Origin of the sequence: Halobacillus litoralis (genome assembly GCF_020524025.1) — a bacterium.
Taxonomy (GTDB): domain Bacteria; phylum Bacillota; class Bacilli; order Bacillales; family Halobacillaceae; genus Halobacillus; species Halobacillus litoralis_D.
Genome location: NZ_JAIVKN010000001.1, coordinates 1,063,210 through 1,088,124, shown reverse-complemented (window position 1 = coordinate 1,088,124; position 24,915 = coordinate 1,063,210). Strand labels below are relative to the sequence as shown.

Below are 24,915 nucleotides of genomic sequence, written 5' to 3'. Positions count from 1 at the left end.
TTAAAAGAACTGCTTGCGATCTTTTTCGAACTTCAAGATTTCAACCGCTTCTCTAAACCGCTGAGAATGAATGATTTCCCGTTCACGTAAAAATTTGAGGCTGTCATTAAGACATGGGTCATCGGACATGTTAATGATCCATTGGTAGGTGGCCCGTGCTTTTTCCTCGGCCGCAATATCTTCATATAAGTCAGCGATGGGGTCTCCTTTAGCTGCTATATAGCTTGCTGTCCAAGGGGCCCCTGCAGCATTTGAATAATATAGAGCATGGTCGTGATTCGCATAATGGGCATCAAGCCCAGCTGCAATCATTTGTTCTGGTGTAGCATCTTTCGTCAATTTATAAATCATCGTTGCAATCATCTCGAGGTGAGCGAACTCTTCTGTACCGATATCGGTCAGGAGTCCAATCACTTTATCTGGAATGGTGTAGCGCTGATTTAAGTAACGGAGAGCAGCAGATAATTCACCATCTGCCCCACCGTATTGTTCAATCAAGTATTTAGCAAGCCTTGGATTGCACTCCGTTACTTTCACTGGATACTGCAATTTTTTTTCATAATACCACATGGAAGCCCTCCTAATTCATCTGATTAATCCGTTACATCTGCCAGGGCCACGGAGCGTCTCCCCAGCTCCACGGGTACCCGGAAAAACTGCCTCCGTACTGCCTCAATGGGCCATATTTTTGTTCATAAGCGGTTTTTAAATCCCTGCTTTCGACTGCAAGCTGATTGAATTGCTGAATGGCCTGTGTATCCTGAGGGTGTGTATCCAAATACAAAGTTAAATCGACTAAAGCGAAATCAACCATTTGAATTTTCTCCATGAAGGAATGACGCTCTTGATTGACATTGCCACCCTGCTTCATTCTTTTCCTCCTTTCGGTAAAGGTGTTGGATAAGGATCATACAAACATGGCCAGAGAGTCCCCTTATAAAGGGCTTCCTGAAGGGGGTACTGCGCGAGGTTCTGCGGCTGGAAACCTAAATATAAATTTGGCGGCGTCTGGTAACAGGCTATTGTCCGTGGTGGGCATGGGTCATAAGGTCCGTGGTAGGGTTGGTAACATTTAATGGGTGTGTACAAAGCTCATCACATCCTTTTCTTCAAAATTTATATGTGAAGGAAACTTGTCCTATTCAGTTGGAAGAAGGAGAATAGCGGGAGGGTCACGAACAGATAAAGAGAGTGCAAATGATTGGAATGAGGTGAGTGTATGTTTGTAAAAGGTATTATGAAGCCGGCCCATAAGTCTTTCACTGTCAAGATCTCTACTTCCCTTGAAGAAGTTTTGGGTATATTAGATGAAAATGACATAGAGGCTGTACCGGTTTTAGAAGGTAATGTGTTTAAAGGTATGGTTTCAAAAGAAATCATTTTCCGTTCTTTCTATAATAAGGCGGATGAAATTACGAAATCCTCCTTTTTGAAAGAGGCAACAGCCGGTGAAATTGTTGAACATGAAAATTTCTATATACATGACGAGGAAGTTTTCGAGCGGACCTTGCCCATGTTTAAAGGATTTTCTGTCCTGGCCGTTGTAGATAAACGGCTTGTTTTCCAGGGGCTTGTGACACGATTCGATGTGATTGAACAGTTTGAGAGTGCTTTCGGCGTGCGTAAACAAGGGATTAGAATCGCCTTTACTTCCGAAGAATCTGCTGGAAGGATTGAGCGCCTGGGTGACATTATCAAAAGTTACCACGGGAATGTCATTTCTTTAGCCACATTTGATGAAACGGATAAGTTAGCTAGAAGGATTGTCATGAAAATTGAAGAAAAAGACAACATTGAATCACTTACAAAGAAACTTGAGAAAAACGGATTTCGAATTTTGAGTGTGAAAAAAGTGTAAGATAATCGCTATGCTGACTTCAGCATAGCGATTTCTTTCCTAAATATGCTAAAATGACCTTTCATGTAAATTATATAAGTATTTCGTTTGAGTTGGAGGAGGGGGAAAATGACGGCAGTTTTTTTAATTTTATTCCTGGCAGGATGTTTTCTTTTAGGATATATGTATTATAGAGCTCATAATGATCAACTCGAGGAACAAGTCCTTGAAAGTCCAAAGTTAGACAGAGGAGAATCTTTGCATATTTTTTTCATATCCGATGTACATAATCGTGAAATTGCTACAAGTACACTTAGAAAACTAAAGCAAGTAGATGTAGTCATTATCGGTGGAGACCTGGTTGATAAGCGGACTTCTATGGAGCGTTTGGAGAAAAACCTTAAACGCTTAACTCAATGGAGTGTCCCGGTTTACTTTATTCCTGGCAATAACGATCATGAACTTCAAAGCAAGGATCTCGTTAACGTTTTGAATCAGTATCAAGTTAGAACCCTTTCTAATGAAGATGAAAAAGTTAAGCTGGACCATGGTATAGAGTTTGTCCTTACCGGGCTGGATCCCTATTTTCTAAAACAACGGCGCTCTTCATCTTTAATGGAGGATGAAGGGTTTCGGATTCTTTGTGTTCATGACCCTTATGTATTTAAGCAAATGAATCCCGCAAATAAAAACCGCTCTGAATTAGTGTTGAGCGGCCACACTCATGGGGGACAGATAAGGCTGTTTGGACTGGGTCCGTACGAACGTGGGGGCTGGTCACAGTACAATAAACAAGCTTTGCTGATAAGTGAAGGATATGGAACATCGCTGATCCCTCTTCGTTTGGGGACGAAAGCTGAATGTCATTGGATTCAAATCCTCCCGCTCGAATCATAAATAGATGTAAAAATCCTTTAAAAAAGAATATACAAATTTTACACACCCTTTTTCGTTCCTATATACTATTAGTAAAATAAGTAGGTGGAGGAAGACTCATGGCCATGACTAAAGCAAAATATAATATTAAAGCCGTGTCACAAATACTTGGAATCCAGCCTGGTACGCTTCGTGCATGGGAACGGCGTTATAAAATGATTCGACCCTCCCGAAATGAAGCAGGCCATCGCCTGTACACTGATGAACATTTAAAAATATTAAAGTGGCTGATGGAAAAAGTGAACAAAGGTTTTACTATATCGCAGGCTGTCTCTTTATTAGAAAGCAATGAAGAAGTAGTTACAGAAACGAATAATACTGAAAACACCACACAGCTTGATAAAATTGGTGATCAGCTGTTGAACAGTCTCCTTAGCTTCAATGAGAATGAAGCTCAAGGTCACCTGGACCATGCTTTTAGTTTGTTTACTCCAGAAACGGTTGCAATAGATATTATAGGTCCTATTCTTGTTAGGATTGGTGATCTTTGGGAAGAAAACAAAATTACAAGTGCTCATGAACATTTCGCCAGTCAGTTCATTCGGTCACGTATTGGAATGATGCTTCTCTCAATTCCCTCTGACAGCATGCTCCCTAAAGCTCTCCTTGTTTGCGGGCCCAATGAACGACATGAACTGGGGCTCTTAATCTTTGCATTATTCCTGAAACGAAAAGGATATGATGTGATTTATTTGGGGCCAAGTATTGCCGGGGGAGATATCGATATCGTCATCAATGAAATAAAACCAACCTATATGTTTATGTCCTGTACATTAAAAAAGAACATTCCGATTACCATTCGTCTAGCGGAGTCGCTCCAAAAAGAGTACCCGGACTTGAATATAGGGCTTGGCGGTTATGCATATGATCGTCTGCCTGAACTGGATAAAAAACGCCTTCAGCCATTTATGGTCGGAAATTCAAAAAAAGCGTGGGAACAATGGCTTCAAAAATAGATTGTGATAAACTATATTTGCCCCCTGCCTAAATCATCCGATATAATTTTAAAAAAGGTGCCATAATCGCATAAGTCATCATAAGATATAGATAACACACATCGTGACAGGGGGGCGATCATGTGCGAGTTGAAAGAATGACCAATGAGAAATTTAAGATTTTTCTCACCTTTGATGATCTGATGGATCGAGGCTTGTCCCGTGAAGAACTATGGAGCGATTTACCCAGGGTCCATCGAATTTTTAGTGACATGATGTATGAAGCTGGTGTTGAATTAGGTGTCGAGCTTTCAGGTGTATTGCTTGTTCAGGTTTATTTATTGCAGGCGCAAGGAATGTTGGTAGTCGTTACGAAAACGGAACCTGCCGATATCGAAGAAGACGAGGATTATTTAGAAATGAAAGTTACCTTGGATGAGAGTAAGGAAATGATGTTCTCATTCGCCGACTTCGAAGACGTCATACAAGCTGGCAGGAAGCTTTATCACCTAAAGGTTTCTGGAGGCAGTGTATACTATTATAATGAAGATTACTATATGCTTCTTGAAGACGAGGATATTTTTCACTTAGATCAAGACCAGGTGATCGCTGTCTTGTCTGAGTTCGCGTCTGCAACAGCAGCGACTTCACACCGCTTAATTGAATACGGGAAACAGATCATGGACAAAGATGCATGTGAAACCATCGATAAATATTTTTCATGAACAAGAAGAACGATGCTGAAGAAAAGCTTCGTTCTTTTTATTTATGATAGAAGCATAGATGGGAACATGTTAATATAAGAACTGTTGTAAGTTACTATACAGTGGTAAGAAATGGAGTGTAATACATGAAGATAGCGGTTTTATATGGTGGGACGTCCGGTGAACGTGAAGTTTCTTTATCAACCGGAAAGGGAATCATCAAAGCATTAGAAAACAAGGGGCACGAAGTCACCTCCATCGATTTTTCCCCAGAAAAGATACAAGAAATTCTGAAACTGAATGTGGATCTGGTTTTCATAGGTCTTCACGGCCGTTTCGGGGAAGATGGAAAGATTCAGGGCTTACTAGATATGCTGGGAATTCCCTATGTGGGTTCCGGGGTGCTTGCTTCAGCTTTAGCGATGGATAAGGCAAAATCCAAACAGTTATTTTCTCTTAATGGCCTGCACACCGCCCATAGCGAAGTTTATGATGTGACAGATGCGAGCCGCTTTTCTTCCATTGAAGATGAGATTAAACAGACATTTTCTATCCCTTTTGTTATTAAACCGAATCAAGAAGGCTCAACGTTAGGCCTGACGATCGTTAAAAATGAAAAAGATATCCTTCAGGGCATTAAAACAGCAGCTCATTCAGATTCTATGATCCTAGTAGAAGACTATGTTAAAGGCAGAGAGGTTACTGTGCCTGTTATGGGACGAAAGGGAGAAGAACAGGCTCTGCCTGTCATTGAAATTATCCCTAAGAATGATTATTATGACTTTGATTCAAAATATAAGCCTGGCGGCAGTGAGCACATTGTGCCTGCTAAGATTTCTGAAGCATTGACTGCTCAGCTTCAGGAGGATGCAGTCCTTGCTCATCAGCTGCTTGGTTGTGATGTTTACTCACGTGTCGATTTTATTATTAATGATCAAAGTGAACCTGTCATTCTTGAGGTGAATACTCTTCCTGGTATGACACCAACAAGTCTTTTTCCTGATTCAGCTCAGGAAGTAGGATTGAGCTATGATGATTTAATTCAATCGTTTGTAGAACTGTCTCAAGCAAATAAAGAGAAAAAAGTGTAATCGCTTACAAAAACTTTTATATAAACAGCTGGAAAACATCATTTCTAGCTTTCCTTACAGCTGGGGAACGTGTATACTATTCACTGAAGAAAGAGTCCTAATCGAATGGATTGATATAGGAGGTAAATGGATGGTAGCCGATAAGCCAACAGATGCTGCAAACGAGAAAAACGATAAACTTGATGTATTGAAGTCCACACAGACGGTGGTCAAAAATGCACTTGATAAATTAGGATACCCTAACGAAGTTTATGAACTCATGAAAGAACCTGTCCGAATGATGACCGTACGTATTCCTGTGCGGATGGATAATGACCAGATCAAAATATTTACGGGATATCGTGCTCAGCACAATGACGCTGTGGGACCGACCAAAGGCGGCGTCCGTTTTCATCCGAACGTTTCAGAGAAAGAAGTAAAAGCTTTATCTATATGGATGAGCTTGAAAGCGGGAATCGTTGACCTTCCATACGGCGGGGGAAAAGGTGGAATTGTGTGTGACCCTCGAGAAATGTCCTTCCGTGAATTAGAAGGGGTCAGCCGCGGGTATGTCCGGGCGATAAGTCAAATTGTAGGACCTACAAAGGATATTCCAGCTCCTGACGTTTTCACAAATTCACAGATTATGGCTTGGATGATGGATGAATACAGCCGGATTGATGAATTCAATAATCCAGGATTTATTACAGGAAAACCTTTAGTCCTGGGAGGTTCCCATGGACGTGAAACAGCAACAGCTAAAGGAGTAACCATCTGTATAGAAGAAGCTGCTAAGAAGAAAGGGATTAAAGTAGAAGGTGCGAGAGTCGTCGTACAAGGCTTTGGTAATGCAGGAAGTTTCCTGGCGAAGTTTATGCATGACAAAGGAGCCAAAGTCATTGGAATTTCCGATGCCTACGGTGGACTGCATGACCCTGATGGATTAGATATTGATTACTTATTGGATCGACGAGACAGCTTTGGTACAGTTACGAATTTGTTTAACAATACCATCTCTAATGAAGCTCTATTAGAATTGGATTGTGACATTCTGGTACCTGCAGCGATTGAAAATCAAATCACTGAAGATAACGCACATAATATAAAAGCATCTATTGTTGTTGAAGCAGCCAATGGACCAACGACCCTTGATGGTACCCGTATTCTATCTGAGCGGGGCATTCTGCTTGTTCCTGACGTATTAGCTTCCTCTGGTGGTGTAACCGTTTCCTATTTTGAATGGGTGCAGAATAACCAGGGCTACTATTGGACAGAAGAAGAAGTAGAAGAAAAACTTCATAAGGTCATCGTTAAAGGTTTTGATAATGTGTATCGAACTGCTGAAACAAGACGTGTCGATATGCGGCTTGCTGCTTATATGGTTGGTGTACGTAAAATGGCTGAAGCCTCCCGTTTCCGCGGATGGATTTAACTTGATTCTACAATTGGAATCTCCTATCATAAATATGGTAGGAGATTTTATTTTTTACTTATTCATTTTTTCCTTAATAATATTTCAGATCCGTCCATACCTGCTCCTATATATCAATAAAAGATTGTAAGCAAACAATTGTCCGTTTTGTTTTAACTTAAGAATGTTTGTATGAATAGGAGTCATGGAGTGAAAAAATATCAACAACAACGTTTATAGAAGCTTAATCCCCTTAAGCTTGTACAGAAAGAGGAGTGTTAAAGGTGCAGCAAGAAGAAAAAGTCATCATCATAGGCGGCGGTCCCTGCGGGATGAGTGCAGCCATCGAATTGAAGAAATCAGGAATCGATCCTTTAATTATAGAAAAAGGGAACATTGTAAATTCCATCTATCATTATCCAACTCATCAGACATTTTTCAGTTCAAGTGAAAAGTTGGAGATCGGAGAAATTCCATTTATTACAGAGAGGCAGAAACCAGTGCGGAACGAGGCCCTCGCTTATTATCGTGCCGTGGCCCAAAGACAGCAATTACGTGTAAATGCATATGAAAAAGTAATGAAAGTAGATAAGCAGGATGGGAGCTTCTATGTGCATACTTCGAAAAAAACAGGGGAAGAGGCTGTCTATTCAGCAGGTCAAATCGTGGTTGCGACAGGCTATTATGATCAGCCTAATTTCATGGGGGTTAAAGGGGAAGAACTGCCGAAAGTTAAGCATTACTTTAAAGAAGGTCACCCTTACTTCAACAAGAATGTAGTGGTCATAGGCGGGAAGAACTCAGCTGCCGATGCTGCCCTGGAACTTGAAAAATCCGGTGCCAATATTACGGTATTATACCGTGGAGAGGACTACTCTAAAAGCATCAAACCATGGATCCTTCCTCAATTTGAAGCTCTTGTTCGAAAAGGCATCGTAAATATGGAATTTTGTGCTCAGGTGAAAGAAATTACGGAAGACGAGGTCATTTACGATTGCCAAGGAGAAGAAAAACGGGTAGCCAATGATTTTGTTTTTGCGATGACCGGATATCAACCTGACCACGGCTTCCTTTCAAAAATGGGTGTAGACATGGATGAAGAGACCGGACGACCTTCTTTTGAAGAAGAAACGATGCAGACGAATGTGCCCGGCATATATATTGCCGGCGTGATTGCTGCAGGTTATAACAACAATGAGATCTTTATAGAAAACGGCAGACATCATGGTGGAAAGATAGCAGAGTCTATAGCGTCAAAATAAATAGAAAAGCCCCTTTTAGACTCTTAAGGCTGTCGAGAATGTTCTCGACAGCCTTATTTTTTGGAGTTTAATTTAAATTTCCGGCCTTAATTGACACAACTTGTTTTATTAAGCCACTCTTTTACTGCTGAGTGAAGGAGAGTCTTTTTTGTTTTTGAACCAAACAGAAGGAGTGAAGTCCGTGAATCTCCTGGAGGCAGGAAAACTTATTTACGTTTTAAACAACTTAAATAAACACCCGTAAAATTTAAAAATCGTATCAGCTGAACATATGCTCCAGCTCTGTCATATTTGTTGTCATTTCTAAAGCTACCATCAGTTTAATTCTTGCTTTCGGTCCTGTTAATCCATTAGCAAAAATGATACCCATCTCTCTAAGCTGGCGTCCTCCGCCCGGGTATCCATATGTATCTTGAACAATTCCCTGATAGCAGCGGGATACAAGTACTACCGGGATGCCATCATCCAAGGTCCGCTTTAGCGCATCTACGGTTTCAGGAGGGAGATTGCCCTGACCGAGAGCTTCCACAATCAACCCATCGACATGGCTTTCTCTCACAGCATCAATAAGCGAACCATCCATACCTGCATAGGCTTTAATCAGCGAGACACGTTTTCCGATGCTTTGGATGGGATAAGAATCATGGCGGGTCATTTTATGATGGAAAAAGACTTCGTTTTTGGTTGTGATTCCTATTGGTCCGTATTGTGGACTTTGAAAAGTGGCAACATTACTTGTGCTTGTTTTTGTAACGTTTTTGGCTGTATGTATTTCATCGTTCATGACAACAAGAACACCTTTATCCTGCGCTTCATCACAACTGGCTACACGAATGGCGCTTAAAAGATTATATAAGCCGTCTGAACCTACCTCATTGCTTGACCTCATCGCTCCTGTGACTACAACGGGCTTTCTAGTCTGGATAAATAAATCAAGGAAATAAGCCGTTTCTTCCAGTGTATCGGTTCCATGTGTAATTACTACTCCGTCATAACTCTTTTTCGCCATTTTTTCGTGAACGAAGCGACCAAGCTTCAGCATATGGTCAGGTCGTATATGAGGGGACGGGAGGTGAAACAATATATCATCGTCTATTTCGACGTGATCTTTCAAAAGAACCGATATTTCTTCAAGAGGATGCTTTGAGGAGGTATTCACCTCACCTGTTTCCTTGTCTTCTTTCATAGATATAGTTCCGCCTGTGTGGATAATTAAAATGCGTTTCATAGCAGTCACCATCTTCCATTCTTTTATTCCTTTTCTCCTACCTTCATGATACGATGAATTCTAAGTGAAAGAAAGAGAGAGGAATGATTTATATGGCCATTTTAACTGTTGCCATTTCTCCCGCTGTGGCCATTATGACATTTATATACTTGAGCAAGCGTATTGAATTAGAACCCCTTCCACTCATAATTCGAATGTTTGTAATTGGAATTATTATGGTTTTTCCTATTATGTTTATCCAATATGCTTTCGAAACGGAAAAAGTTTTAGAACAACCATTTTTAACGTCTTTTTTTCTAGCTGGTCTATTAGAAGAGTTCTTTAAATGGTTCTTTTTATTATTTGTAGCTTACCGGCATTCTGATTTTGATCACCATTATGACGGGATCATTTACGGAACAGCCATTAGTTTAGGTTTTGCCACCATTGAAAACCTTTTATACATACTTAATAAAGGAATAGAGATTGCCCTGCTGCGTGCCATTTTCCCCGTTTCTTCACACGCACTCTTTGGTATTATGATGGGCTTTTATATGGGCAAAGCTAAGTTTACTGCTGAAAAAACGAACCGTTTCCTGGTTTCAGCCCTCTTTATACCTGTCTTCCTTCATACAGCTTATGACTATATGATTACGATTAAAGATGATACATGGGTTTATTGGATCACTCCATTTATGATTCTTCTCTGGATCATTGGGTTTAGAAAAATTAAATTAGCGAACGATCACCATGACCATAGATTTAATTATGAAAGAACACTGAAGTAAAAGTGTTCTTTTTTTATGTTCTTAGCGATCTATATCAAAAGTTGTTCATCTAAGAATCATGTATAAAGTTGATTTTATGTTAAAAACTACCCCTATAACTAAACTATTGGGTCAGGGGTGTATGTTGGATGGTGTGGAAGAAAACGACGGTCGTTTTTGTAGTCATGACCATGGTGCTGTTCCCGATGTCGGAATTTACCTTTGTTAAACCCGTTCAAGGGTTTTCTAATCAGGTCATACAACAGGGAGCTACAGGAGACGATGTCATCGAACTCCAGTCCAGATTGCAATATTTGGGTTTCTATAATGGAGAAATTGATGGAGTGTTTGGATGGGGCACCTACTGGGCTGTGAGGAATTTCCAATATGAATTTGGTCTGGAAATTGATGGACTAGTCGGTCAAGAGGTGAAAGACAGACTAAATAAAGCCAGTAATTATGATGAAGGATATGTGAAAGAGCAAATTAGACAAGGTAAGGACTTTACGCACTACGGTGGAGTACCAAAGTCTAAACAAACAGAAGGTCAGAAGAAACAACAACAGCAGAAAACAAATCAGGGAGAGGGAACACCTCAGCCTGAACAGAATGAACAACCTAAACAACCTGATGAACCGACAGCTGTCAATGTTCCAAGCGGATATTCCCAGAATGATATTCAGCTGATGGCGAACGCTGTCTACGGTGAAGCACGTGGTGAACCTTATGTAGGTCAAGTTGCTGTTGCTGCTGTTATTTTGAATCGAGTTCAAAGTGCTTCGTTCCCAAATACTGCTTCAGGCGTCATTTTTGAACCGCGGGCTTTTACAGCGGTTGCAGACGGTCAAATATGGCTGGAACCAAACGATCAGGCTAAAGAAGCCGTTCTTGATGCAATCAATGGCTGGGATCCTACTGGGCAGGCCATATACTACTTTAATCCGAAGACTGCTACATCGGACTGGATTTGGTCAAGGCCGCAAATTAAGCAAATTGGAAAACATATATTCTGTAAATAGGAGGTGGGCGTATGGTACGGTGGATCGCCATCATTTTGTTAAGCTTAACTACGATTGGTGCAGGGGTTTGGGGTTATAAAGAGAATCAAGATAAAAATGCGGTGCTTATCCAGGCGGAGAACAGCTATCAACGGGCATTTCACGATTTGACATATAACATTGACCTTCTTCATGATAAAATCGGCTCGAGTTTAGCGATGAACTCAAGAGAGAGATTATCCCCTCAATTAGCTGATATATGGAAAATTTCTTCTGAAGCCAATTCAGACGTCGGCCAGCTTCCGCTTACGTTAATGCCTTTTAACAAAACGGAAGAATTTTTATATGATGTCGGTGATTTCGCCTATCGAACGGCGGTCAGAGATTTAGAGAAGAAACCGTTAAGCGAACAGGAAATTAAACTTCTTGAAGAGCTTCATAAAAAGTCCGGAGAAATAGAATCAGAACTGAGAAAAGTTCAAAATGTAGTTCTTAGTGACAATCTCCGGTGGATGGACGTAGAACTTGCCTTAGCCACAAATGATGAAGTTGGAGATAACACAATTGTTAATGGGTTTAAGACCGTTGAAAAATCAATGGATGGTTTTGAAGAATCTATAACGGAAACAGGTTTTAACACATCTGGTCCAGGAAAAAGCTACCGCTCTCTAAAAGGCGAAAAACTTTCTGAAGAAGAAGCAAAGAAAGTTGCTAGTCGGTGGCTGGAAAAAGTGGCCACAAACAAATTGACGCTGACTAAATCAGGAAAAGGAGCAGATGTACCTACGTATACGGCTTCCTTTCAAGACGGTGACAAAAATGGCTATATAGATTTGACTGAAAAAGGCGGCCACCCCTTAACCGTTATGATCAGCCGTTCGGTGAAGGATCCAAAAATCAGTCTTTACGAAGCCTCTGAAAAAGCTAAAGACTATATTCAAGGTCTGGAAATTGACAATTTGGTTCTTGTTGAAAGTAATCAATATGACAAAATGGGTGTATTCCGTTTTCTCTACACAAAAAACGACGTCAGATTTTTTATGGATTCGGTAGTAGTTAAAGTCGCTTTAGACAATGGAGAAGTCCTTGGCATGTCTGCGCGTGATTATTATGATGATCATAGCGATGAGGAAATCAACAAACCAGCTATTTCTTTAGAAGAAGCACGAGATAAAGTAAATCCAAATGTCAAGATTCAGGAACATCACTTATCTGTTATAGAGAATGATGTGAATGAACAAGTTTTATGTTATGAGTTTCTTACCACTATGGAAAAAACGACCTATAGAATCTTCATCAATGCTTCAAACGGTCAAGAAGAAAAAGTGGAAACTCTAAAGAAAGCTGAAATGAAATTTAATCAGGAAATCTAAAAAAGAGCACCTATGCAGTAGGTGCTCTTTTATTCTTTTTGTTATATTTTCCACATCGTATGTGAAAGAGAGGGATTTTGATGGGTTTATCCTAAGTCCCGGTTCTATTAATCGGATATTTAGGACGTTATTAATTGGGAAAGTATGAATACATATTTAAACCTATATACCTATATTCTTTCCTTTTATTTAAAGCCATGAGATAATGAGAATCATACAATAGTCTTGTGTGAAAGGGGGAGAAGCCTGTGAGGATCATGAAAATTGGAACACCACTTACACTTGAAATTGGGAGTCAGGATACCGGAAAGAGCAGCAAGTATAAGTGCAAGGTTGTGGATATAGAAGATAGCAGAATTTACATTGATTATCCAATACATATGAAGACAGGTAAAACAGGATTCTTTTTAGAAGGAACACAGTTCCATGCAAGTTTTGTAGGAGAGGATCATTCTGTTTATTGGTTTAAAACAGAAGTGGCAGCAAGAAAAAAACGAACTATACCAGTGATCGGACTCTCTTTTCCTGGGATCACAGAAATCACTCGTATTCAACGTAGAAAGTACGTGCGTATTGAAGCTTCGGTTGATGTTGCTGTATCAGGTGAAACTTTCTCTTTCCCAACTATATCAAGGGATATCAGTGGAGGGGGAATGATGTTTATTCTGCCCGGCAAATACAAGGCATCGGAGGGGGAAAAGGTAGAATTGACTATTGTTCTTCCTATGAATACCGGAGAGTATCATTACATATTGACTCAGGCACACGTACGCAGGGTCATGCCCCGAACTTCAAAGCAATCAGCGAGAGTTTCTGTGGAGTTTGAAAATATCATGGAAAAGGATCGGCAGTTCATTATTCGGTACTGTTTTGAACAACAAATGAAAACTCGTGCTGCAGCCATGAATTAGTCGAGGAATGAATAGATTTTTTATTCTTATCTATGTTATTCTTGACAATGTTAATCAGGTAAACACACCTTACTAACATACAGAGGAAGAACCTATATTCCTTATGCTTAGTAAGAAGGACAGATGGAGGAAATAAGACGAATGGACAAAATGACTATTGCAATTGACGGTCCTGCGGCTGCCGGAAAAAGTACTGTAGCAAAGAAAGTCGCAGAAGAATTATCTTTTATTTATGTAGACACGGGCGCTATGTATCGGGCGCTGACATGGAAAGCAATTAAAGAAAAAGTATCTCTTGAAGATGAAAATGGCCTTGCTGAATTATTACAAAACTCTCAGTTAGATCTTATTCAGGGAGAACAGGGACAAAGAGTGATCCTTGATCATCAGGACGTCTCTGATGACATTCGCACCGCTGAAGTGACCAATCAGGTCTCTATCGTAGCTAAACATAAAGAAGTACGGGAAGAAATGGTACGAAGACAGCAGGAGCTTGTAAAGGATAAAGGTGTTGTCATGGATGGCCGTGATATTGGGACTCACGTACTCCCGAATGCTGAAGTGAAAATTTTCATGATTGCTTCGGTCGATGAACGGGCAGAACGGCGGCATAAAGAAAACGCTGAAAAAGGCTTTCCTTCTGACTTGCAGCAGTTGAAAGAAGAAATTCGCAAACGTGACGAAATAGATTCCAATCGTGAGATTGCTCCATTGGTTAAAGCGGACGATGCCGTTGAAGTGGATACGACATCAATGAACATACAGGAAGTTGTTCAGCGCATATTAACCATTGTAAATGAAAAAAGTACGAAGGAGGGGTAAGGGTGAGCCTTTATAAACTCGGCAAATTTATTTGTAGTGTGATCTTTTACCCTATGTACAGGATTAAAGTGATTGGCAAGAAGAACATTCCTAAAGAGGGACCGGTAATTATTTGTTCTAATCACATTTCCAACATAGATCCTCCGGTTGTCGGTATTACCAGTAGTCGAAACATTTACTTTCTGGCTAAAGAAGAATTGTTTAAAAACCCTGTCATTGGGGGTATATTGAAAAAAGTCCATGCTTTCCCGATCAAACGCGGAATGAGAGATCGCAATGCTTTGAGAAAAGGTTTAGACATTCTTAAAGAGGGGCATGCGCTTGGTCTATTCCCTGAAGGGACCAGGCAAAAGAACGGGGAGATCGGCCAGGGTCTTGCAGGTGCAGGCTTTTTTGCCTTAAGGTCTGAGGCTGCCATCGTTCCGTGTGCCATCGTTGGTCCTTATGAAAAATTCAAGCCCCTTAAAGTGGTGTACGGGGAACCAATTGATATGTCAGAGTACAGAAAGCAGAAAGCTTCCGCGCAGGTTGTGACGGATCGAATTATGGAAGAAATCAGACAATTGCATAAAATTCATCAATGATGAGGCGTAATCACTTGACAAAATGCTCTAAATATTAGAAGTTAGACAAAAGGGCATTTCTGTATTATAGGTTGTGTCGGAATTTGAAGGAGGTAGCTTGGTATGGATGAAATGAATCAAGAAGTATCTGGTATGAAAGAATTCTCTGCAGGGGACATTGTGACTGGTAAAGTCGTAAAAATTGAAGAAAAACAGGTCCTTGTAGATGTTGGATATAAAGTCGAAGGGATTGTACCCATCAGTGAATTATCCAGCCTTCATGTAGAAAAAGCTTCTGATGCTGTCAGTGAAGGAGACGAACTGACTTTGCAGGTGAAGAAAGTCGAAGATGATGAAATCGTGCTTTCAAAACGTGCAGTTGATGCAGACAAAGCGTGGCAAGACCTCGAGGCTAAATTCGAAAGTGGAGAAATTTTCGAAGCAGAAGTTAAAGACGTCGTAAAAGGCGGACTTGTGGTAGATATAGGACTTCGCGGCTTCATTCCGGCTTCACTGGTTGAGACGTATTATGTAGAAGATTTTGAAGACTATAAAGGGAAAACACTTTCTCTAAAAGTTGTTGAGCTGGATCGTGAACAAAACCGTGTGATCCTATCTCATCGTGCTGTTGTTGAAGAAGAGGAATCAGCGAAAAAGCACGAAGTGCTACAATCTCTTGAAGATGGTCAGGTGATTGAAGGAACGGTTCAACGGTTGACAGATTTTGGTGCCTTTGTAAATCTTGGAGGTATTGACGGACTTGTACATATCTCCCAGCTTTCCCACCAGCACGTGGAGAAAGCGTCTGATGTGGTAGAAGAGGGACAAGCCGTCAAAGTTAAAGTCCTTTCTGTCGATCGTGACAATGAAAGAATCTCTCTTTCTCTAAAAGCAACTCAACCAGGACCTTGGCATGACATTCAAAACAAAGTGAATTCAGGAGAAGTATTGGAAGGTACAGTGCGCCGTTTGGTTAGCTTTGGTGCTTTCGTTGAAGTCTTCCCTGGCGTAGAAGGACTTGTTCATATTTCTCAAATCTCTAACCGTCACATCGGAACTCCTGATGAAGTTCTTGAAGAAGGACAAACGGTAGAAGTGAAAGTTCTGGATGTTGATGAGGACGCAAAACGTCTTTCACTAAGCATGAAGGAATTAGAGCGCGATGAAGAGCGTGCGGATATTGAACAATACGAGAAGGAAGATGACAACTCTGGCTTCTCTCTCAGCGACATGATTGGTGACAAATTAGATAAATACAAAAAATAACAGTGGTGATGGATATGAGCAGGTCAAAAAGGAAAATTGATCATATCCGCCACGCCTTAGGTCATGAACGGGAGATACACAATCACTTTGATGATGTCGAAATTGTTCATCAAAGTCTGGCCCGTCTGGATTTCAATCAAATAAGCAGAACTACAAACGCAGGGGAACTTAATTTAAGTTCCCCTCTTTTTGTCAATGCGATGACTGGCGGTGGCGGTGAAGAGACGAAGGCTATTAATCGTGATTTAGCAATTGCAGCTCATGAAACTGGAATTGCCATGGCTGTAGGTTCTCAGATGTCTGCTATTAAGCGCCCGGAAGAGCGATCTACTTATGAAGTTGTAAGGGAGATGAATCCTGATGGGAAGGTTTTTGCTAATGTAGGTAGTGAGGCCAGCCTCCTTCAGGCAAAAGAAGCGATAGCTATGCTTAAAGCGGATGCTCTCCAGATTCATATTAATACCTTACAGGAGTTAATCATGCCTGAGGGTGACAGGGATTTTACTCAGCGCATGCACCATATACAGCAGATAATAGATGGTGTGGAAATTCCTATTATCATTAAAGAGGTAGGATATGGCATTTCAAAAGAAACCGTCCGGATCTTATATGATATGGGTATCCGATATGTGGATGTCGGCGGTCGGGGCGGTACCAATTTTTCTAAAGTTGAAAATATGCGCAGGGAGCGTCCTTTTTCATCGTTTAATAATTGGGGAATCTCTACGCCTTCTTCTATCTTGGAAGCTGTTTCTGAATACGAGGATCTTCATGTTTTCGCTTCTGGAGGTATTCGTAGTGGTTTAGATGGAGCGAAAGCCATGATTTTAGGCGCACAAGGTTTTGGTATGGCTGGGGGACTTCTTAAAGTGCTCGTCAATGAAGGTAAAGACGCGCTTGTGGAAGAAATCGATCACATTCATAAAGAATTCAAGATGACAATGATGCTCCTTAATGCTTCAACCCCAAGTGATTTACAGAAAAAACCTTATGTGCTTACAGGCGCGACTAAGGAATGGTATGACCAGAGAATAAGAGTAAACCTATGACATAGAGTCATAGGTTTTTTTGTGTTTTTAAGGTCAAGTTACGATACACGGCTTCTGACTTGCGCTAATAACAAAATTACCTGTTTAAACCAGGGCAGCACTATTTATTGAGAGCGGTTTACTTCATTGAGATGTTTAAAGATTTCCAAAACCACCCATAATAAATAAAGAAAGGTGGGGAGAGAGGTGGATGCAGTATTTTACTGGTTCGCGTGGGTGAGTGTCATCATCGTGACCTTTTTTATTCAAAAACAAACGCTTCGTCAGACTTTGTTGTTATTCAGTCTAATTTGCATGTGTACATACGCAAGCCCCGTTTTAAGTGAAGGGCATCTTTTGCTTCTCCACATTAGTTTACTTGTCTGTTTTGGTATCCGACTGTGGGTAAGACGAAGTCGTTCGTTTGTTCAGCATTTCTGGCCGTTTGTACTAAGTGTCGGCTATTCAGCCGGTCTTATGTTCTTCATTATTCATCCTGTGTGGTCTAGTTTTCCGGGCATCTCTTTTGGGATTGTATTTATTCTTCTTTTATTGAGAATGACGATCCGTGATATTGAAGGGTTAATTGGCACATGGATGGTTGTCAATGCTCTAGGAGCGTTATTCACTTATGGAGTCTTTTATACGTATGCAAATGAAAAACTCGTAGAAAGTCAGGCGATGTTAGTCTTAGTTTTTAAAGGGCTCCTGGTTCTATTTATTCTATACGGTATCAACAATCTAAAACAATCCAATAAAAAGACAAGAAAATCTAAAGCAAAAGGAGCTGTCTTTGTGTGAACGAGTATACATACCCCATAATAACAGGGATTGTAATAGGGACAATCTTACGGATGTACATGATGCGTACAGACTACAGGCAATACCCGACGTATTTACATGGTAAAATTATTCATTTGTCCCTGGGCTTTATTGCTGCATCTCTTGGAACAATTGCCATTCCTTCTATTATGGAAAAGGAATTTACAGCTGTGACCTTTCTTACGCTTGCTGCTTCTCAGTTTCGTGAAGTAAGAAATATGGAAAGGAATACATTAACTGAAGTTGATGCTTATGAGCTGGTTCCAAGAGGAAACACTTATATTGAAGGTATTGCTGTGGCATTTGAAAGTAGAAATTACCTGGTGATTTTTACATCATTCGTTGTAACGCTTTGTTATCTCTCTTTAAATATCTGGGTAGGACTTGGAGCAGCTGTTGTTTGCTTTTTAATCGCAAAATTTTTAATGAGCGGCTCGAAACTGGGAGATATCGTTACCATAGAAAAAAGAGACCTATCTTTTGATGGAGCGGGTTTGTACGTAGATAATATCTATATTATGAATATCGGTCTTCCTGAACGTCAGGAAGAAATTTTAAAGTATGGAATGGGGTTTATTCTGACACCTAAATCTTTTAGTGTCCGCTCGACGATTGCCAACCTTGGACAGCGTCAGGCTATCTTACATGACGTATCCGTTGAGCTTGGTGTTTTCAGAGACTCCGGGACTCCTGCACTTGTTCCTTTAATCAAAAGAGACTTGAATGATGGGAGAATTGGGGTTTTTATTCTTCCTCAGGAGAACGATCCAGTTCGTGCTGAGCAAGTCATTTCAAATGTTCCTGTCCTCGAAAATGCTATTCAAAAACCGCGGGAAAAGGAGTAGAGTTCAATGAAAATGGAAAAAGCTATACTAGCTTCCATAACGATGCAGGAAAATAAAGTTCATGGAAGTGCCGCTGTTTTCAATTGTGATACAAAAGAGGAGATGGAGGCAGTAGCCGCTAATTTGGAAGCCATCCTGGACGGAATTGCCCACAGGCTGAGCGATCAGTTGTATATTATCGTTAAACATTGAGGATGCAAGAAAGAATTGTGTCTTTTCACAAAGTTTGCTAAGATAGTAAAGTTAATGGCTTGCTGCTGTTCTTCGGATGATGGGCGGATGAACCATCAAGCCGTGGAAGAGCAGTCTTTTTTTGCTTTTCACTACTGACAAAACATGAAATAATGAAATTAGAAATAGAGAAAGGATGATCCTTTCATGAGAAAATCAGTAATTGCTATTGTAGGACGACCTAATGTCGGGAAATCAACTATTTTCAACCGGCTGGTCGGTGAAAGAATTTCCATTGTAGAAGATACGCCAGGTGTAACAAGAGATCGTATTTATTCAGAAGCCGAGTGGCTGACAACAAAGTTCAATATTATTGATACAGGCGGGATTGAACTTGGAGACGAACCACTTCTTGTCCAAATGCGGGCGCAGGCACAAGTTGCCATAGATGAAGCGGACGTTATTGTTTTTATGGTTAACGGTCGCGATGGAATAACAGGTGCCGATGAAGAAGTAGCGAAGATTTTATTTAAATCCAATAAACCGGTCGTGCTTGCCGTTAATAAAGTAGACAACCCTGAAATGAGAGAGAACATCTATGAGTTTTATTCGTTAGGGTTTGGTGAACCGTTTCCTATCTCAGGGACCCATGGCCTTGGTTTAGGTGACATGCTTGATGAAGTGGTAAAACATTTCCCTGAAAGAGAGCAGGAAGAAATCGATGATGACACGATTCGTTTCAGCCTGATTGGTCGTCCAAACGTAGGTAAGTCCTCCCTCGTCAACAGCTTACTTGGCCAGGAAAGAGTAATAGTCAGCGATATCGCAGGAACTACAAGGGATGCGATTGATTCTCCCTTTACCAAGGATGATCGTGATTATGTCATTATCGACACGGCTGGTATGAGAAAACGTGGGAAAGTTTATGAGTCCACAGAAAGATACAGTATTATGCGTGCATTGAAGGCTATTGAGCGTTCAGACGTTGTATTGGCTTTAATCGATGCAGATACAGGGATACAGGAACAGGATAAAAAGATTGCCGGTTATGCCCATGAAGCTGGTAAGGCCGTAGTTATTGTTGTAAATAAGTGGGATACTATTGATTCAGAAGAGAAGACGATGAAGGAATTTGAAGATAAAGTACGCGATAATTTCCGATTCCTTGATTATGCACCAATTGTTTTCTTATCTGCAAAAACAAAAAAACGTATCCATACTCTTTTACCAAAAGTGCTTGAGGCAAGTGAAAATCACTCTAAACGGGTTCAAACAAACCTTCTAAATGAAGTGATTATGGATGCACTGGCTATGAATCCTTCACCTTCCATCAAAGGTCAGAAACTAAAAATCTTCTATGCGGCGCAAGTTTCGGTTAAACCGCCGAGTTTTGTGGTATTTGTAAACGAACCGGAACTGATGCACTTCACATATGAACGTTTTCTGGAAAATAGAATCCGAGATGCGTTCGGCTTTGAAGGTACACCGATTAAGATCTTTGCTAGAAAAAGGAGTTAACTGTTAACGAAGGGAGCAGGTTATATGGGGAAAGTAGCTGTATTAGGTGCAGGGAGCTGGGGGACAGCCCTTGCCATAGTTCTTGCCGATAATCACAACGATGTCCATATCTGGGCCCATCGTGAGTCATTGGCCGAAGAAATCAACCGAACTCACAAAAATGAAAAATATCTGGAGGGGATTGAAATCCCTCCTTCTATTCAAGCGAGCCACAACCTTGCAGACGTTGTTGATGGGGCAGAACATGTTGTTCTAGTTGTCCCGACAAAAGCGATGAGAGAAGTTTGCGGGGACTTGAAAGATGTATTAAAAGATAAAGTTATCCTGACCCATGCCTCTAAAGGAATTGAGCCGGGTACATTTAAGCGTGTATCAGAAGTAATTAAAGAAGAAATTCCAAATGACTTATATGAAGATATCGTTGTTCTTTCCGGCCCAAGCCATGCTGAAGAAGTCAGTCGCAGACAGCCGACAACTGTAACCGTCTCAGCTGAAAAACTTGAGGTCGCTGAAAAGGTACAGGATCTTTTTATTAACAGACAGTTCCGGGTCTACACTTCCCCTGATATCGTCGGAGTGGAACTTGGAGGGGCTCTTAAGAACATCATTGCTCTTGGTGCGGGAATTTCAGATGGTTTAGGCTACGGGGATAATGCGAAAGCTGCGCTTATTACGAGAGGCCTTGCCGAAATTGCGCGTCTGGGTACTTCTATGGGCTCCAACCCTTTAACGTTCTCTGGACTTACAGGCATCGGAGACTTAATTGTTACTTGTACGAGTGCACACAGCCGTAACTGGCGGGCCGGGTACAAACTAGGACAAGGAAACGATCTTGAGCGGGTGCTCGATGAGATGGGTATGGTCGTTGAAGGTGTGCGCACGACCAAAGCCGCTTATCAACTGGCTGAAGATCAAAGCGTTGAGATGCCGATTACAACGGGCATTTATCAAATTCTTTTTGAAAATAAACCGGCCAGAGATGTTGTCGATCAGTTAATGACACGTATCAGAAGACATGAAATGGAAGATTTAACGAATATTCTTGATGAAAAAATGAATGACTGACACATCACGACCTCCCTGCATATACTACACAGAACCTAATGCACGAGGAGGTCAACTGTTCATGAGTGATTTTCAGAAAAATATTTTTGACCATTTGAAGAAAAAGGCGAACATTGACGCAGCGGATGTCTTTGACGTAGCAAATTCCGTTCAGAATGCAGATTTCAGCGATGAAAAGACTGTGCGTCGTCTTGTGCGTCAATTAGCTAAGATTGCAAACAAGAATGTATCTAAGCAGAAGGAAGACAAAATTGTCGAAGCGATCACAAAGCAAAACATGCCTCTTGATATGAACACGTTAGGCAAATTTCTAAAATAATTACGATTCTTGGGCGTCTGAGGAGGCGGTCCTTTACTCGTATGCATAAGATAACACGCAGCAATCATTACACATGAGCTGGTCAGGGAATTGTTTAGTCACCCAGGGCATTCGTCTGCCCTGGTTTTTTGTGTCGGTTTCCTCTGACATATGGTATAATACCATCAGCAAAATGTGCATGAAGGAGGAAGTACGGTGTCAGAGTCAATGCTCAATATGTACATATCATTTGCGGGGATCATTTCATTGTTTCTTGCTATAGGATTGATTTATCTAAGTAGACACAAAATGCGAGGGATACTGGCGGGAATTGTCGCTTTCTTTGCTTATGTATTTATGATTTTCGGAGGAATTATCATTTTTTATATCGTCTTCAGTGGACCAACAGCTTAGAAAGGGGATATGGTATGAATCGTTTACAATTTTTACTACTGCCTTTATTGGCGGTCTTGTTAACAGGCTGCTTATATCCTAATGAACGATTGCAAAAAAATCAGGTACCTAACCAGCAGCAGCTGGAAATGGTGCAGAATGCTGTAGATACTTATCAGGAACAAAAGAATGGACTGCTTCCAATAAAAACAAAAGAACAAAGCACTCCTATTTTCCAAAAGTACCCCATTGAATTCAGCAAGTTAAAAGAATTGAATCTATTAGGTGAGCTGCCTGGCACATCTTTTGAAAACGGGGGTCATTACCAATATGTTATTATCCATCCCGAAACAGATCCAACTGTAAAAGTTCTGGATCTTCGAACAACTGAAGCTGTTCGATCTTTACAGGTAAAGGTTAAATTTTATACTGAAAATAATTCATATCCACCTCTCGGAGATTTCATCGCTCCTGGGGTGTACGAGCTCGATCATAAAAAATTAGGCATGGATGAACAGCCGATGGTCGATAGTCCTTACTCTGAGCATAAACTTCCGGTTTATCTTGATGAACAAGGGCGGGTGTATATTGACTACCGAAAGGATTTATACACGTATCTAAGAGAAAATGACCATCCTTATGAGGCTGGGGAGGATATCCGGTACTTATTGACGGATTACACACCTTTTGTTCCTGCCTATTCCACTTCCTACACCGTAGAGAATGGAGAGCCGGTTTTTGCCGAAAAAAAACCTTCCACATAATTTTTTTAAAAAACCCGCCCCTTGCATAGAGGAGCGGGTTTTTACATAGCTTAATTTGTCCGGGCACGGTTTTGGTCTTTTCGATCGATGTTTCTAATAAAAAAATTCCACTCTATAGCTGTGCTTGTAGACTTATTTAATCTCTCCGATGCCTGTTTTATATCAATCTATGACTTTTTTGTAGGAGAGGTTCTCGTTTCGTAGTTTATTTATTTCTGGCATATTTCACTAGCACAATGTCATAGAATTAGATTGTCTAGGCTTGTATGATGGTGAAATTTTATTTGGGAGGGGATCCTTTGGAAAAGGTTGATATCTTCAGTGATATTTCCAAACGGACGAATGGAGATATTTATTTAGGGGTCGTGGGAGCTGTTCGTACTGGGAAATCTACATTTATAAAGAAATTCATGGAACTCGTTGTTTTACCGAACATGGAGGAAGAATCAGAGCGTGAGCGTGCACTTGATGAACTGCCTCAAAGTTCGGCAGGGAAAACAATTATGACCACAGAGCCTAAGTTTGTCCCTAACCAAGCTGCCAATATCAATATTGACGACCATTTAGATATTCGAGTGAGAATGGTGGATTGTGTAGGGTATGCAGTTAAAGGGGCAATTGGGTACGAGGATGAACATGGTCCGCGTATGATTCATACTCCCTGGTATGAGGAAGCTATTCCATTTCATGAAGCAGCGGAAATTGGCACACAGAAAGTGATTCAGGAACACTCCACCATAGGCATTGTAGTAACTACTGATGGTACCATTGGTGAAATAGCCCGTGCAGATTATGTGGAAGCGGAAGAAAAAGTTGTTGAGGAATTAAGAGAAGTAGGGAAACCGTTTATTATGATCGTCAACTCCGCCCAGCCTCATCACCCTAACACGGAAAAATTAAGGAAAAATTTAGCCGAAAAATATGATATTCCCTGCCTTGCTTTATCTGTAGAGAGTATGAGAGAGCAGGATGTGCAAAGCGTACTTAGAGAGGCGCTGTTTGAATTTCCTGTACTTGAGGTTAATGTGAATCTGCCGAGCTGGGTCATGGTTCTTGATTCACGACACTGGCTGCGCAGTAATCTGCAAAATGCCATAGAGGAGACAGTTAAAGATATTAAACGCCTCCGTGATGTGGATACAGTCGTAGGGAATTTTGATCAATATGAGTATATTACAGGCGCACACATATCAGGAATGGATCTTGGTGAGGGTGTAGCTGAAATTGATCTGCAGGCACCAGAACACTTGTATGATCATGTACTAAAAGAAATTGTTGGAGAGGAAATTCGCGGGAAGGATCATTTGCTTGAAATTATGCAGGACTTTTCTCACGCAAAACGTGAATACGATCAAGTTGCTGATGCTCTGCAGATGGTAAAACAGACAGGATATGGGATCGCTGCTCCAAGTCTTGAGGATATGACCTTGGATGAACCGGAAATTATAAGGCAGGGGTCCAGGTTCGGAGTTCGTCTCAAAGCAGTAGCGCCATCCATTCATATGGTGAAAGTAGATGTGCAGTCTGAATTTTCACCGATTATCGGAACAGAAAAACAGAGTGAAGAGCTCGTCCGATACTTGATGCAGGATTTTGAAGAGGATCCATTATCAATTTGGAACTCAGATATCTTTGGGAGGTCTTTAAGTTCGATCGTGCGTGAAGGGATACAGGCGAAACTTGCATTAATGCCTGAAAATGCCCGATATAAGTTACAGGAAACGCTGGAGCGTATTATTAACGAAGGCTCTGGTGGGATGATTGCAATCATACTATAACGGCTCCGAGGGGGCCGTTTTTAATTTTTTTCAGAAAAAATTAAAAGGAAAAGAGGAGTTTTTCTAAGCGATGTCGTATTTACCAATGTAAAGATAAAGAAAAATGATATAAACCCCGTCACGACAGGGTTTATAGAACTTAGTCCCGCCGATCACTTTGTCTTAAGCTTC

General features: G+C 40.9%; 28 protein-coding genes. 24 read left to right on the top strand and 4 right to left on the bottom strand.

Going from position 1 to position 24,915, the window contains the following annotated elements:
- From LC036_RS05750 to LC036_RS05740, 3 genes are read right to left on the bottom strand one after another with little or no spacing between them, the layout of a single operon-like run.
- Complete coding sequence (locus LC036_RS05750) at positions 1-570, bottom strand: manganese catalase family protein (protein ID WP_226579427.1); 570 nt, start codon at positions 568-570, stop codon at positions 1-3.
- 31 nt (positions 571-601) lie between these two features.
- Positions 602-871 (bottom strand): spore coat protein CotJB, encoded by a 270-nt coding sequence (locus LC036_RS05745; protein ID WP_226579425.1) that lies wholly within the window; start codon positions 869-871, stop codon positions 602-604.
- Positions 868-1,089 (bottom strand): spore coat associated protein CotJA, encoded by a 222-nt coding sequence (locus tag LC036_RS05740; protein ID WP_226579423.1) that lies wholly within the window; start codon positions 1,087-1,089, stop codon positions 868-870. The genes LC036_RS05745 and LC036_RS05740 overlap by 4 nt, the downstream gene beginning before the upstream one ends.
- 130 nt (positions 1,090-1,219) lie before the next feature.
- Between LC036_RS05740 and LC036_RS05735 the strand changes: the two genes are divergently transcribed.
- The 7 genes from LC036_RS05735 (at position 1,220) to LC036_RS05705 (ending at position 8,155) form a co-directional block, all read left to right on the top strand.
- On the top strand, positions 1,220-1,858 hold the full coding sequence (locus tag LC036_RS05735) for an HPP family protein (protein ID WP_226579421.1): 639 nt from the start codon (positions 1,220-1,222) through the stop codon (positions 1,856-1,858).
- A 108-nt stretch (positions 1,859-1,966) separates the two neighbouring features.
- A complete protein-coding gene (locus LC036_RS05730; protein ID WP_226579418.1) occupies positions 1,967-2,734 on the top strand; it encodes a metallophosphoesterase in 768 nt (255 codons plus the stop codon).
- A 98-nt stretch (positions 2,735-2,832) separates the two neighbouring features.
- Positions 2,833-3,729 carry a MerR family transcriptional regulator gene (locus tag LC036_RS05725; RefSeq protein ID WP_226579415.1) on the top strand — a complete coding sequence of 299 codons (897 nt, stop codon included), beginning with the start codon at positions 2,833-2,835 and terminating at the stop codon, positions 3,727-3,729.
- Between the two features lie 122 nt (positions 3,730-3,851).
- The gene (locus LC036_RS05720) at positions 3,852-4,433 is read left to right on the top strand and encodes a genetic competence negative regulator (RefSeq protein WP_226579412.1); all 582 of its coding nucleotides are present in this window, start codon (positions 3,852-3,854) and stop codon (positions 4,431-4,433) included.
- A 125-nt stretch (positions 4,434-4,558) separates the two neighbouring features.
- Positions 4,559-5,503 carry a D-alanine--D-alanine ligase gene (locus LC036_RS05715; RefSeq protein ID WP_226579410.1) on the top strand — a complete coding sequence of 315 codons (945 nt, stop codon included), beginning with the start codon at positions 4,559-4,561 and terminating at the stop codon, positions 5,501-5,503.
- A 130-nt stretch (positions 5,504-5,633) separates the two neighbouring features.
- Complete coding sequence (locus LC036_RS05710; protein ID WP_226579406.1) at positions 5,634-6,914, top strand: Glu/Leu/Phe/Val family dehydrogenase; 1,281 nt, start codon at positions 5,634-5,636, stop codon at positions 6,912-6,914.
- Between the two features lie 311 nt (positions 6,915-7,225).
- A complete protein-coding gene (locus LC036_RS05705; protein WP_413229852.1) occupies positions 7,226-8,155 on the top strand; it encodes a YpdA family putative bacillithiol disulfide reductase in 930 nt (309 codons plus the stop codon).
- 259 nt (positions 8,156-8,414) lie between these two features.
- Here the strand turns inward: LC036_RS05705 and LC036_RS05700 are convergent, their stop codons facing one another.
- A complete protein-coding gene (locus LC036_RS05700) occupies positions 8,415-9,383 on the bottom strand; it encodes an asparaginase (RefSeq protein ID WP_226579399.1) in 969 nt (322 codons plus the stop codon).
- A gap of 92 nt (positions 9,384-9,475) precedes the next feature.
- Between LC036_RS05700 and prsW the strand changes: the two genes are divergently transcribed.
- From prsW to spoIVA, 17 genes are all read left to right on the top strand, one after another.
- Entirely contained in the window at positions 9,476-10,150 is a 675-nt protein-coding gene (gene prsW / locus LC036_RS05695; protein WP_226579396.1) for a glutamic-type intramembrane protease PrsW, read from the top strand.
- A gap of 164 nt (positions 10,151-10,314) precedes the next feature.
- The gene (gene sleB / locus LC036_RS05690) at positions 10,315-11,148 is read left to right on the top strand and encodes a spore cortex-lytic enzyme (RefSeq protein ID WP_413229851.1); all 834 of its coding nucleotides are present in this window, start codon (positions 10,315-10,317) and stop codon (positions 11,146-11,148) included.
- A gap of 11 nt (positions 11,149-11,159) precedes the next feature.
- Positions 11,160-12,500 (top strand): germination protein YpeB, encoded by a 1,341-nt coding sequence (gene ypeB, locus LC036_RS05685; protein WP_226579390.1) that lies wholly within the window; start codon positions 11,160-11,162, stop codon positions 12,498-12,500.
- A gap of 257 nt (positions 12,501-12,757) precedes the next feature.
- The gene (locus tag LC036_RS05680; RefSeq protein ID WP_226580026.1) at positions 12,758-13,411 is read left to right on the top strand and encodes a flagellar brake protein; all 654 of its coding nucleotides are present in this window, start codon (positions 12,758-12,760) and stop codon (positions 13,409-13,411) included.
- A 141-nt stretch (positions 13,412-13,552) separates the two neighbouring features.
- Positions 13,553-14,233 carry a (d)CMP kinase gene (cmk, locus tag LC036_RS05675; protein ID WP_226579387.1) on the top strand — a complete coding sequence of 227 codons (681 nt, stop codon included), beginning with the start codon at positions 13,553-13,555 and terminating at the stop codon, positions 14,231-14,233.
- Positions 14,234-14,235: 2 nt separating this feature from the next.
- A complete protein-coding gene (locus LC036_RS05670; RefSeq protein ID WP_226579384.1) occupies positions 14,236-14,817 on the top strand; it encodes a lysophospholipid acyltransferase family protein in 582 nt (193 codons plus the stop codon).
- Between the two features lie 102 nt (positions 14,818-14,919).
- Positions 14,920-16,062, top strand: coding sequence for a 30S ribosomal protein S1 (gene rpsA / locus LC036_RS05665; RefSeq protein ID WP_226579381.1), 1,143 nt, complete (start codon positions 14,920-14,922; stop codon positions 16,060-16,062).
- Between the two features lie 14 nt (positions 16,063-16,076).
- The gene (gene fni / locus LC036_RS05660; protein WP_226579378.1) at positions 16,077-17,111 is read left to right on the top strand and encodes a type 2 isopentenyl-diphosphate Delta-isomerase; all 1,035 of its coding nucleotides are present in this window, start codon (positions 16,077-16,079) and stop codon (positions 17,109-17,111) included.
- Between the two features lie 186 nt (positions 17,112-17,297).
- Positions 17,298-17,891, top strand: a complete 594-nt coding sequence (locus tag LC036_RS05655) for a hypothetical protein (protein ID WP_226579375.1) — start codon at positions 17,298-17,300, stop codon at positions 17,889-17,891.
- Positions 17,888-18,757 carry a YIEGIA family protein gene (locus LC036_RS05650; protein ID WP_226579372.1) on the top strand — a complete coding sequence of 290 codons (870 nt, stop codon included), beginning with the start codon at positions 17,888-17,890 and terminating at the stop codon, positions 18,755-18,757. The genes LC036_RS05655 and LC036_RS05650 overlap by 4 nt, the downstream gene beginning before the upstream one ends.
- Positions 18,758-18,763: 6 nt before the next feature.
- On the top strand, positions 18,764-18,949 hold the full coding sequence (locus LC036_RS05645; protein ID WP_226579369.1) for a capping complex subunit for YIEGIA: 186 nt from the start codon (positions 18,764-18,766) through the stop codon (positions 18,947-18,949).
- A gap of 186 nt (positions 18,950-19,135) precedes the next feature.
- Positions 19,136-20,446, top strand: coding sequence for a ribosome biogenesis GTPase Der (gene der, locus LC036_RS05640; protein ID WP_226579366.1), 1,311 nt, complete (start codon positions 19,136-19,138; stop codon positions 20,444-20,446).
- A gap of 24 nt (positions 20,447-20,470) precedes the next feature.
- Complete coding sequence (locus LC036_RS05635) at positions 20,471-21,511, top strand: NAD(P)H-dependent glycerol-3-phosphate dehydrogenase (protein ID WP_226579363.1); 1,041 nt, start codon at positions 20,471-20,473, stop codon at positions 21,509-21,511.
- A gap of 61 nt (positions 21,512-21,572) precedes the next feature.
- Positions 21,573-21,830 (top strand): stage VI sporulation protein F, encoded by a 258-nt coding sequence (locus LC036_RS05630; protein WP_226579359.1) that lies wholly within the window; start codon positions 21,573-21,575, stop codon positions 21,828-21,830.
- Positions 21,831-22,025: 195 nt separating this feature from the next.
- A complete protein-coding gene (locus tag LC036_RS05625; RefSeq protein ID WP_226579356.1) occupies positions 22,026-22,223 on the top strand; it encodes a DUF2768 family protein in 198 nt (65 codons plus the stop codon).
- A gap of 14 nt (positions 22,224-22,237) precedes the next feature.
- Positions 22,238-22,966 (top strand): hypothetical protein, encoded by a 729-nt coding sequence (locus LC036_RS05620; protein WP_226579353.1) that lies wholly within the window; start codon positions 22,238-22,240, stop codon positions 22,964-22,966.
- A gap of 299 nt (positions 22,967-23,265) precedes the next feature.
- Positions 23,266-24,744, top strand: a complete 1,479-nt coding sequence (spoIVA, locus tag LC036_RS05615) for a stage IV sporulation protein A (protein ID WP_226579350.1) — start codon at positions 23,266-23,268, stop codon at positions 24,742-24,744.
- Positions 24,745-24,915: the final 171 nt, after the last annotated feature.

Bases quoted from the DNA above. Each gene is read 5' to 3' on its own strand.
- LC036_RS05750 (WP_226579427.1), bottom strand. From the start codon at position 570: ATGTGGTATTATGAAAAAAAATTGCAGTATCCAGTGAAAGTAACGGAG.
- LC036_RS05745 (WP_226579425.1), bottom strand. From the start codon at position 871: ATGAAGCAGGGTGGCAATGTCAATCAAGAGCGTCATTCCTTCATGGAG.
- LC036_RS05735 (WP_226579421.1), top strand. From the start codon at position 1,220: ATGTTTGTAAAAGGTATTATGAAGCCGGCCCATAAGTCTTTCACTGTC.
- LC036_RS05730 (WP_226579418.1), top strand. From the start codon at position 1,967: ATGACGGCAGTTTTTTTAATTTTATTCCTGGCAGGATGTTTTCTTTTA.
- LC036_RS05725 (WP_226579415.1), top strand. From the start codon at position 2,833: ATGGCCATGACTAAAGCAAAATATAATATTAAAGCCGTGTCACAAATA.
- LC036_RS05715 (WP_226579410.1), top strand. From the start codon at position 4,559: ATGAAGATAGCGGTTTTATATGGTGGGACGTCCGGTGAACGTGAAGTT.
- LC036_RS05710 (WP_226579406.1), top strand. From the start codon at position 5,634: ATGGTAGCCGATAAGCCAACAGATGCTGCAAACGAGAAAAACGATAAA.
- LC036_RS05705 (WP_413229852.1), top strand. From the start codon at position 7,226: ATGAGTGCAGCCATCGAATTGAAGAAATCAGGAATCGATCCTTTAATT.
- LC036_RS05700 (WP_226579399.1), bottom strand. From the start codon at position 9,383: ATGAAACGCATTTTAATTATCCACACAGGCGGAACTATATCTATGAAA.
- prsW (WP_226579396.1), top strand. From the start codon at position 9,476: ATGGCCATTTTAACTGTTGCCATTTCTCCCGCTGTGGCCATTATGACA.
- sleB (WP_413229851.1), top strand. From the start codon at position 10,315: ATGACCATGGTGCTGTTCCCGATGTCGGAATTTACCTTTGTTAAACCC.
- ypeB (WP_226579390.1), top strand. From the start codon at position 11,160: ATGGTACGGTGGATCGCCATCATTTTGTTAAGCTTAACTACGATTGGT.
- LC036_RS05680 (WP_226580026.1), top strand. From the start codon at position 12,758: ATGAAAATTGGAACACCACTTACACTTGAAATTGGGAGTCAGGATACC.
- cmk (WP_226579387.1), top strand. From the start codon at position 13,553: ATGGACAAAATGACTATTGCAATTGACGGTCCTGCGGCTGCCGGAAAA.
- rpsA (WP_226579381.1), top strand. From the start codon at position 14,920: ATGGATGAAATGAATCAAGAAGTATCTGGTATGAAAGAATTCTCTGCA.
- fni (WP_226579378.1), top strand. From the start codon at position 16,077: ATGAGCAGGTCAAAAAGGAAAATTGATCATATCCGCCACGCCTTAGGT.
- LC036_RS05645 (WP_226579369.1), top strand. From the start codon at position 18,764: ATGAAAATGGAAAAAGCTATACTAGCTTCCATAACGATGCAGGAAAAT.
- der (WP_226579366.1), top strand. From the start codon at position 19,136: ATGAGAAAATCAGTAATTGCTATTGTAGGACGACCTAATGTCGGGAAA.
- LC036_RS05635 (WP_226579363.1), top strand. From the start codon at position 20,471: ATGGGGAAAGTAGCTGTATTAGGTGCAGGGAGCTGGGGGACAGCCCTT.
- LC036_RS05630 (WP_226579359.1), top strand. From the start codon at position 21,573: ATGAGTGATTTTCAGAAAAATATTTTTGACCATTTGAAGAAAAAGGCG.
- LC036_RS05620 (WP_226579353.1), top strand. From the start codon at position 22,238: ATGAATCGTTTACAATTTTTACTACTGCCTTTATTGGCGGTCTTGTTA.